Here is a 9,013-nt window from a genome sequence, read left to right as displayed (position 1 = left end):
CGAACCGGATCAGACTGGGCCACCTGCGGGCGCGGTTTGCGCAGCCGGAACCCCATCTGGCTAAACAGTCGTTGGCATTGGCGCACGCCGAGTTCGACGCCATAGTTCTTGCGCAAGTGCTCCGACAAAAGGGGGCCATCCCACAGGCCCGCCTCGAACCCAAACTCGCGTGGCGTCTTGCGTAAATCCACTTCCACACGACGCCATTGCGATTCGTTCAGCACGCGCGGACGTCCGGGGCGCTCGCCTTCGCGCAAACCGTCAAACCCGCCTCGCTCGAAACGTCCAACCCATCGCTGTATGGTCGTTGCTGCTTGACCGAGCAACTGGCCAACCTCGGTGCATGAGTAGCCGCAACAAACCAGTAGCACCCCATGCAGGCGGTGGTCATAACGTGATTCCTCACTCCGCTCGATTTCCTGTCGAATTGCGAGCTGCATGATCTCCGCGTCGGCAATTTCAAGCTTGCGCATGGACACCTCTCGGAAAAGGTAGCCACGCAATCATAATATACTGCAATATTTAAGTCGCGATATTTAGTCCGCCGAATTCGCTGCACTTGCCCCGGGCCGAGTTCTTTATCGCGCTCAACGACGTGGCATCGACCGGGCCGTCGTAGAACGACGTCCGCGCCGCGCTGCTGAGGTCGTTGCGCTCCGCTACCAGCACATCAACGTGGTTAGGCGGCCGCCCGCACAAACACGCCGGCCGCCGCCAGCAACTCAACAGCCTTCTCGACAGAGATGCGCAACGTCGACGCGAGGCTTCGGGCGTAGGCCGCAACATCCGACCGGCGGAGTCTTGCGTCTTGCCACGAGTTCAGGAGCATCGTCGCCTCGCCGGGTGCGATATGAACGCCTGTCTTGCGCACAGCGGACCAGAACAGGGATGCATCGGCGACGCCGTCCGCCCAGCAGAACCCCGCGTGGCGGTCTCAAGGGCCTTGGCTGTGGCCTTTGGGGTGGCACTTCAGTCTCGTCCCCGAGTACGTCCCGAAGAATTTCGAATTCCTGCCTTACGCGCCGGCGCAGGTAGTCCGCACGCTCGAGGGCGGAAAGAAAATCCCAGACGGCGACGCGAACCGACGTCCAGTCGTTCGAGGCGATGTCGTAGCGCTGAACGAGCCAATCGGCAACCGACTCGACGGTTACGCTCCGCTTCGGGTGCCGCGCGCCCTGCCCGAGGATGTGCCTGCGGAACACATCGGCTTGCCAGACGAGCGTGGACACTTTGACGGAAGAGGCGCCGCGCACCGAATGCCCGAGGATGGCCGGCCAGTCCGAGACGAACTTGCCCAGTCGGCCCTCGAGGAAAGCCAACTGCTGGGCGGTAGTGCCTGCCCGGAAACTGGCGTTGGCCTTTTCGATCTTCCTGAGCCGTTCGATTCCTGCGTCAGTGCGTGCTGCCCTTTGCGCAGCCTCACGTCGACGTTCGTCTTGTTGTTGCCGTTCGAGCTCGTCATACTCCTCAGCTTCGCGCTGGTCCCGCAACGCTTCCAGCCGCGCTCTTACCTCTGCTTCTCCCGGATAGAACACCCAGCGCTTGCCCCCTGTCGCGTCAAGCACGCGTTGCCGGATCTCCTCCACCGTAATGTCGCGTCGCGCGGCCGACAGATCGATTTCCAGGGTTGGCGTCTGAAGTCGCTTAAGCGCCTCCAGCTTCGGTTTGCCCGGTTCATGCGTAACCGTCACCTCGACAAAGATGGCTTTTCCTTGCCATACACCACGAAAATCCGGGCGGATACCATCGACCCAGACTTCGGTCTCCCCAGCGGAGTTCCAGTGAAGCGTCTGCTCGGCGAACAGCGCGATGTCTTCGTCGCTAGGTCGCGCATCAAACTGGCACACCAGCGCGGGCGCGCGCAGAACGTCGCTTTCAACCAGAATCTGCTTTGCTAGAAGATGAAGTGCCGTCTCAAACGCTTTCCCACATGTGCTCTCGGCCTTGTGCGCGAAGTGCCCGACACGGTCGTCACCCTGTTTTCGCGTCACCGGCTGCTTGCACTCGGCGCAACGAAAGTTGCCCTCGACGGATGGAGGCACGTCGCGGATATCGACGATGCGCCCGTTCTCGTCCAATCCAAACGGAATCTTCAATTGGCAGCCCCGTAGTCGCCTGCAGCGAGCCGCGCATGTCCTTCGCAGCCCGTCGTCCAAGCGTGTTGCGCCTACACGACTCAACCCGGCCGTTTCACGCAATAGTAATTGACGGTTATTTTAGCCGTTGCGTTTCCACGGGCGAACTCGTTCAGACCGATCGCAGCGCAGCCGTCATGCGCCCGGCGCTTTGCTCGGCCACGAAACCCCGGCATACCCCCTGTCGACAAGAATCCCATCTGCCGTCGCGCAATATCTCCGCATGGTCCGTGTTTGCGAGGAATCGATATCGGTCGCGTAGAGGCAACCGTCGCCGGGAACAATCAGCCGAGCACCTGAGAGAGCGGCACCGGCCGCCCCATAGTCATGATGCCGCACGGGCATGCAGAGATTCCGCTCTATTTGAGCCTCGTCGCACTGAAGAACTATAGGCGCGTCTTTCTGAGCAAGCCTCACCAAATGCTCGCTGCTTCGCAGGCCGCCCGGCTGCTCGCCGGCGGGGGCCGGTTGGCGGGTTGTAATACAAAGGTCCTTGGCGCAGAGCAATGTCCCGCCGGCCGTCTTGAAGCTGATCATGGCTTCATCGGTTGACGGCAACGCAGCCGCAACGAGCGACCCCAACACATGATTCTGCAGTTCGGCGTACGCGGCGCCGAGGCAAAGGACGATGCCGACGACAAAGAGTGTTGCGAGGTGGGCTTTCATTGTGGGGGACTGGTGGTTGGCCGGAGCGTTCCAGCAAAACTCAGACCAAACGGGACGCGCTCTGCGGATCAGCGAGAGTTATTTTTTTGGGGCCGAATGGTATTTCGCGGACCATTGCCGTTAACCCTTAGAGGATGTCCATTATCGTCGGACGTCACCCACAAACAGAAGAACCGACTTTGAGCCCCGAATGACCCTGTCTTTTTCAAGAAAACTTTGGCTTCCGCTAATTCTCAGCCTGCTTTGCCTGCTCGGCATGTCGATCGCCGACGCATACCGCATGCGTCAGATCCGCATCGAGGAACGCATGGTCGACCTGCAACACGCCAGCGAAGTAGTCAACAGCATCGTGAAGACCTTCGCGAACCGGGTCGCGTCGGGATCGATCTCCGAAGACGAGGGGAAAAAACAAGCGCTCGAAAGCATTCGCCAGATCCGCTTCGGCGCGGACGGGTACTTCACGGTCATCGACTCGAAGGGACTCGTGCTGACGCATGGCGTAAAGCCCGATTTTATCGGCAAAGTCATGCTGGACTATCACGACGATCGAGGCACTTACTTGTACCGCGAGGTTATCGACGTAGTTAAGCGCGAGGGCCATGGATACGTCAACTATGAATTTGCCAAGCCTGGCACCACGGAACAGCTTCCGAAACTGTCCTACGCTCTCGCGTATCCGCAGTGGGACTGGATATACATCGTCGGGGTCTACGTCGATGACATCACGGCGGATTTCTATGCGTCCCTCGCTGTGACCTTTGGCACTATGTTCGTTCTTGCATTGGTTCTAGGCGCCATTGTCACTGTACTGAATCGCGGCATTCTGCGTTCGATGGGCGGAGAGCCGGCTCATGCGGCTGAGGTCGCCAATCAGATCGCCGATAATAACCTGGCAGTCTCCGTGACGACGGCGGCTAACGACCGTACTAGCTTGATGGCTGCCCTCTCCCGCATGCAGGCCCAACTGCTTACCGCGATCGGCACTGTCAAGCAGTCGGCTGGGGCCATTGCGAGCGCAAGCGGAGAAATCGCGTCTGGCAACACCGACCTCTCCTCCCGCACCGAAGAACAAGCCGCATCTCTCGAAGAGACCGCTGCGAGCATGGAGGAACTGACCGCAACCGTCCGTCAAAATTCGGAAAACGCACGACAGGCGAGCGGACTTGCCTCTGAGGCGCGGGGTGTCGCAAAAGAAGGCGCAACGATCGTAGGCGAGGTCGTCACGACGATGGCCTCGATTGACGAGAGCTCCTCGAAGATTGCCGACATCATTGGGATCATTGAAGGCATCGCGTTCCAGACCAACATCCTCGCGCTCAATGCCGCTGTCGAAGCAGCACGAGCCGGTGAACAGGGGCGCGGCTTCGCCGTGGTGGCGACCGAGGTTCGCAGCTTGGCGCAACGATCCTCTACGGCAGCGAAGGAAATCAAGGCATTGATCGAAGGCTCCGGGAGCCGCGTCCGAGCGGGTACGGACCTTGTCTCGAAGGCCGGCGAGACCATGGAAAGGATCAGCGCGGCCGTACAGCGCGTCACCGACATCATGGACGAGATCGCCACCGCTTCCCACGAGCAAACGCGCGGTATCGAGCAGGTCAACCAGGCGATCGGCCAAATGGACGAGGTGACTCAGCAGAACGCCGCGCTTGTCGAGCAAGCCGCGGCGGCGGCTAAGTCACTGCAAGACCAGGCGGAGCAACTGCGCTCAGCGATGGCTGTTTTTAAGGTGTAGAAATGTGGCCCGCGCCTGCGAGCCGCGCAGGCAAGGCGTGTTTTAATGTGTTGATCAAAACAGCGACTAGTCAGTGCCGCGCGACGATACTTGTTGCACGGCGCGGAAATTTGGGGCCGGCGGGCTCGAGAGCAGTCCGCGCAGCTTATTCAAGCGGCGGGTTAGGTCCTGCCACTGACTGGCTTCGAGAAATGATGCATCAGACAGCGCTTGAGTGAGCTTTGCATCGAGCTCGTAAAAAAGGCTGGAGAGCGGAAACGGCGCGGCAGGACGGTGCGAATTTGCTTGCATGAGCAACTCCTGTTCTGTTGAGCCGGACCAAACTCTAGCATGGTGGTTTTGAAACGCGGACGGTTGTTGCTGCGCTAGTGGTTCCCCTCATTGCCAACCCGCTCAGGCGCTTCGGCGCCGGCTCCGCGCCTAAAAAGGGCTGCCACTATGCGGATTTTTAGTCACGTGTGCCTCGGCGCGTATTCCTCCCCTCTCGCCCAAATTCCTGCTGTGCTATAACTCGTCGTGCGTCTCGCTGCCGCTCTATGGGGTTTAATAAATTCCACGATGGAGAACAACGATGCATAGACGAAACTTCATAGTCAAGTCGACCGCCGTTCTGGCGCTCGGAGGCCTCGCGCTTTCCGGCTGCACGGCCAACAAAAACACTGGAACCGAACAGGCCGCGGGCGCCGCTGATCTGCGACGCTCCATCGACGCCGACGTAGATAGCACCCTGCAGCGTCTCTATGCCACCGTTGGCGGCTCACGCGAATTGGTGGCGAAATCGAGCGGCGTGCTCGTGTTCCCGTCCGTGCTCCAAGCCGGCTTCGTCGTCGGCGCACAGTACGGCAAAGGTTCGCTGCGCGTGGGTGGGCACACCGTCGGCTACTACAGCACGACTTCGGGCTCGCTCGGTCTGCAGGCGGGCGCGCAATCGAAGGCCCTGATCTTTCTCTTCATGACGCAGGACGCGCTCAGCAAATTCCGCAACTCCGACGGCTGGTCGGCCGGTGCCGACGCTTCGGTTGCATTGGTCAGAATGGGCGCAAACGGCACGATCGACACGACCACCGCGTCAAAGCCGGTCCAGGCGTTTGTTCTGACCAACGCCGGCTTGATGGCCGACGCCTCGCTTCAGGGAACGAAGGTCTCTCGCCTGAACGAGTAAGCGCGTCTGGGCGCTATGAGGGTGCGCGCACGCGCTCTGACGGCGGCTAGCGGGCCCGCATGATGCGCCGGCAGCACCTTCCGGCGCGCTTGTGACGAGCCGACCAACGCTTCGGTTTCCTATCTATCAACGCAGGCCTTTCGCGAGCGAGGCAGATGGGCGCGGACGGCAAAACGCCAGGATGCAGCTTGCAGAGACCGGAGAAGATCCTAAACTGGAATAGGCGCTTGCTGGCTGTTAGTGGGCGTCTTTAGGAAACCCATTGGCCCGCTCATTTCAGCGGGCTTTTTTTCTCATGGGGCGACCGCCCTCGAGAGCGTTGCGCGCGGAAGACTGTTGCGGCTGCTGGCCGACCGCGCACGCTGACACCCTTGTCCGGGGAACTTGTGACACGCGTCACTGCGCCCTAAAAATAGTCGGTAGATCGCACGTCTTGTGGCGCCTGGCTTGGTGATGACGCCGGCAACGAAATCGTGAACTTGGTGCCGGTTCCGGGTCCGTTGCTGAAAGCCTCGATCTTGCCTCCGTGCGCTTCCACCAGTTGCTTGGAAATCGCCAGACCAAGTCCGACTCCGCCGCGTACACGGCTGCGGTCTGCGGTTTCCTCCTGAGCGAAGCGCTCGAATACGTGCGGGAGCATGGCAGGATCTATGCCGATGCCTGTGTCCTGCACCTCGATCACGGCCGAATCCACCCGACACCGAACATTTGCAGTCACCGTGTCGCCCGGGTTCGAGAATTTCACCGCGTTTTGCAGCAGGTTCGCTAGGACTTGTCGAAGGCGGTGCTCGTCGGCTATCACGGCACAGTCCTCTGCCACTCCGAGGCGCACTTCGACCCCGCTCTTCGATGCGACGATCGCCGCATCCGAGACGGTTGAGGCCACCACCTCGGCGAGTTTCACACTTTGCATCACCAAGCGCACCTTGCCACCGGCCACCGCTGATGCGTCCAGCAGGTCGTTCACCAAACGCGCCTGCGCTTTCGCACTGTCTTCGATCCTCCGAAGCACATTGCCGGTCGTCGAAGAAGCTGTCGCTGATGTCCGCTTGAGGACCTCGATCCATGACAAGACCGCATTCACCGGATTGCGCAGTTCGTGGCTCACAGCGGCGATAAACGAGTCTTTCATCACGTTCTTCTTTTCGGCGAGCTCGAGGGCCTTGCTTTGATCTTCTAGCATCACTTCCGCCAGTTGTTCTAAGGCTTTCCGCTCGGTGATGTCGGCAAACGTAATTGCGACCCCGTCAAAAAGCTTGACGACGTTGATTCGAAGCCAGCCCGAGATTCCGTCGCCGACGTACTCCTGCTCGAGCGTCGCCGATGTACCGTCCGTTGCTACGCGCACATGAACGGCGAAGAGGCCATTTGTCGATGCGGAGGGGAACCGGCTCAGGAACCGTTGCCCAATGACGTCCTGCTCGGTCGCGCCGAAAAAGCCAAGTGCCGCTGGGTTGGCGTATTCGAAACTGAAATCGGTAATCGTCGCTTCGTTTCGCTGCGCTTTTAGAATGATGAACGGATCAACCGCGACTTCCTGCGCGGCCTTGAAACGCTGCTCACTCGCCAACAATTCGCTCGCTGTCGTCGAGAGCTTGCGCGACTGCTCCGCCTCGCGCAATCGTGCTTCCTTGCGTGTCTGAAGCAAGGCGGTGGCAAGCGCGATACCCAACACCGCCAGAATGGCGACGAAGATATCGAGGACGAAGCCACGCTGGTCGAAATCGGACACCGCACGACTCACGCAATCCGGTGGGAATACGGCTGCCGTCATTGCGATGTAATGCAATCCCGACACCGCGATTCCCATCAGGCAGGCTGCGCAAGCCTGCTTCCCGATCGACACTTTTTCTTCGGATCGTAGCTGCGTCACCATGCGAAGCGCCGCATAAGAGGCGCCCATGCCTACCAGCACTGAAAGCGCTGCGCGCGTCGATATGTACCGAATCGAGGGCGTCATCTGCATCGCGGACATGCCGGAGTAATGCATGACCGCGATTCCGGCACCCATCACCAATGCCCCGAGCAACACGGAACTCTGCGCGGGCTCGGGCGTCATGACGAATGTTAGTCCAAGCCAGCACACGAGCACCGCTGCGGCCCACGACGCCAACGTCGTCGTGAAATCGAAACCGACTGCTACCGGCAGGCGGAATGCCAACATGCCGACAAAATGCATCGACCATATTCCCGTCCCGAGCACGAGCGCGGTTGCCGCAGCCCATACCGCGTTTGCCCCACGATTTTGGGAACGGGCGCCCACCATTAGCAAAGCGATGAAAGACAGTGCGGTCGCCAAGAAAACTGAGAGACCGACGAGCGGAAGACTGTACGAGCCAGACATTGGTATGTGATGCTGAAGCGGGACTTGCAAGGGGCGTATTCTACTGACAAAAATCGAAGACCACGCAACGGAGTCGCTGCAAAATCACTCGAAGTGACTGATTTACGGGAAATTTTTTCCGGCCGTCGCAGAGGCGGCCTGCATCGCCTGCGCCCATCCGAAGTGGCTGCAGCGGCCGCTGCTCGTCGTCGTCAAACGCAAGGAGGTGCAAGTCACGCGCGACGAACTGCTCGCGTTCTACGAAGGTAAGGTCGCGAAGTGGTGGATGCCAGATGACGTTGTCTTCGTCAACGAATTGCCGCATACCGCCGTTGGCAAGCTGGACAAACTGAAGCTGCGCGAGCATTTCAGCGATCACCCGCTGCCGTCGGCGCTCAAGGCTGAGAACGGTCCGCTTTCCGTTAGGTGCGCAATGGGAGAGCCGAGTCGAAACCTTCGGCGGGGTAAGGAACCGCGACCGCACCGCCATTCGATGCAGCCGGCGGTAGCCGACCCACTTCTGCCGTTCCACGTTAGGTACGCCGAGCGTCTCTTGAGGGAGTGCAACGGCCAGTCGCTCGCCGTGTCGAGGGCGCATCGTCGGCCGACTTTCGGCGGACTTCCTTGAACAACTGCAACCCTACCGACCTTCGACGGTTGCAGCGCCAGGCCGCGGAATGGCCTCCCGCGGTACCTCGCTTTGCTCGGTAACGGTGACCTTATTCATGCCAATCCGGCTGTTGGAATAACCGACGTCATGCCCAGTGCGGCACGATCACGCGCGGAAAAAATCGCGTCAATGTGCCGGCGGTCCCCTCCGCTACACAGGCCGCCGAGCGACACAACTCCGATTGACTTCCATTATCGAACTGGACCCGATTAGGGCGAGGGTCCGGTCGATTTCCTCTTTGATCATTGGTAAGCGATCCACGAACGACGCCCCTCAGAGTATGTGGTGGAACGCGTGGGGCGTGGTAGAGGCAGGTCAGCGGAGG

7 protein-coding genes and 1 pseudogene are annotated in these 9,013 nt (G+C 60.2%); 3 read left to right on the top strand and 5 right to left on the bottom strand.

The features are described 5' to 3' along the window. The 3 genes from AWB78_RS40325 to AWB78_RS40315 form a co-directional block, all read right to left on the bottom strand. Nucleotides 1-473: helix-turn-helix domain-containing protein (locus AWB78_RS40325; RefSeq protein WP_062611147.1), on the bottom strand; the 473-nt coding region annotated here is incomplete at its 3' end. Between the two features lie 249 nt (nucleotides 474-722). Further along, nucleotides 723-2,096: a competence protein CoiA family protein gene (locus AWB78_RS40320; RefSeq protein ID WP_157697813.1), complete on the bottom strand. Its 1,374-nt coding sequence runs from the start codon at nucleotides 2,094-2,096 to the stop codon at nucleotides 723-725. A gap of 174 nt (nucleotides 2,097-2,270) precedes the next feature. Beyond that, a complete protein-coding gene (locus AWB78_RS40315) occupies nucleotides 2,271-2,801 on the bottom strand; it encodes a hypothetical protein (RefSeq protein ID WP_062612607.1) in 531 nt (176 codons plus the stop codon). Between the two features lie 190 nt (nucleotides 2,802-2,991). On the opposite strand from AWB78_RS40315, the gene AWB78_RS40310 reads away from it, so the two are divergent. Further along, entirely contained in the window at nucleotides 2,992-4,533 is a 1,542-nt protein-coding gene (locus tag AWB78_RS40310) for a methyl-accepting chemotaxis protein (protein ID WP_062612604.1), read from the top strand. A gap of 66 nt (nucleotides 4,534-4,599) precedes the next feature. Here AWB78_RS40310 and AWB78_RS47205 read toward each other — a convergent pair whose 3' ends face one another. Next, entirely contained in the window at nucleotides 4,600-4,824 is a 225-nt protein-coding gene (locus tag AWB78_RS47205) for a hypothetical protein (RefSeq protein ID WP_157697812.1), read from the bottom strand. 280 nt (nucleotides 4,825-5,104) lie between these two features. On the opposite strand from AWB78_RS47205, the gene AWB78_RS40305 reads away from it, so the two are divergent. Continuing rightward, nucleotides 5,105-5,695: a BPSL1445 family SYLF domain-containing lipoprotein gene (locus tag AWB78_RS40305; protein ID WP_062612599.1), complete on the top strand. Its 591-nt coding sequence runs from the start codon at nucleotides 5,105-5,107 to the stop codon at nucleotides 5,693-5,695. A 406-nt stretch (nucleotides 5,696-6,101) separates the two neighbouring features. Here AWB78_RS40305 and AWB78_RS40300 read toward each other — a convergent pair whose 3' ends face one another. Continuing rightward, nucleotides 6,102-7,994 (bottom strand): MHYT domain-containing protein, encoded by a 1,893-nt coding sequence (locus AWB78_RS40300; protein ID WP_198399453.1) that lies wholly within the window; start codon nucleotides 7,992-7,994, stop codon nucleotides 6,102-6,104. A 163-nt stretch (nucleotides 7,995-8,157) separates the two neighbouring features. Between AWB78_RS40300 and AWB78_RS44605 the strand changes: the two are divergent. Beyond that, nucleotides 8,158-8,463: pseudogene (locus tag AWB78_RS44605) on the top strand (AMP-binding enzyme); the annotation flags it as partial. Nucleotides 8,464-9,013 lie beyond the last annotated feature (550 nt).

Origin of the sequence: Caballeronia calidae (assembly GCF_900044055.2) — a bacterium.
Lineage (GTDB): Bacteria > Pseudomonadota > Gammaproteobacteria > Burkholderiales > Burkholderiaceae > Caballeronia > Caballeronia calidae.
This window is presented reverse-complemented; position numbering and strand designations above follow the sequence as displayed.

Coding starts and splice junctions, on each gene's coding strand:
- AWB78_RS40310 (WP_062612604.1), top strand. CDS start 2,992: ATGACCCTGTCTTTTTCAAGAAAACTTTGGCTTCCGCTAATTCTCAGC.
- AWB78_RS47205 (WP_157697812.1), bottom strand. CDS start 4,824: ATGCAAGCAAATTCGCACCGTCCTGCCGCGCCGTTTCCGCTCTCCAGC.
- AWB78_RS40315 (WP_062612607.1), bottom strand. CDS start 2,801: ATGAAAGCCCACCTCGCAACACTCTTTGTCGTCGGCATCGTCCTTTGC.
- AWB78_RS40305 (WP_062612599.1), top strand. CDS start 5,105: ATGCATAGACGAAACTTCATAGTCAAGTCGACCGCCGTTCTGGCGCTC.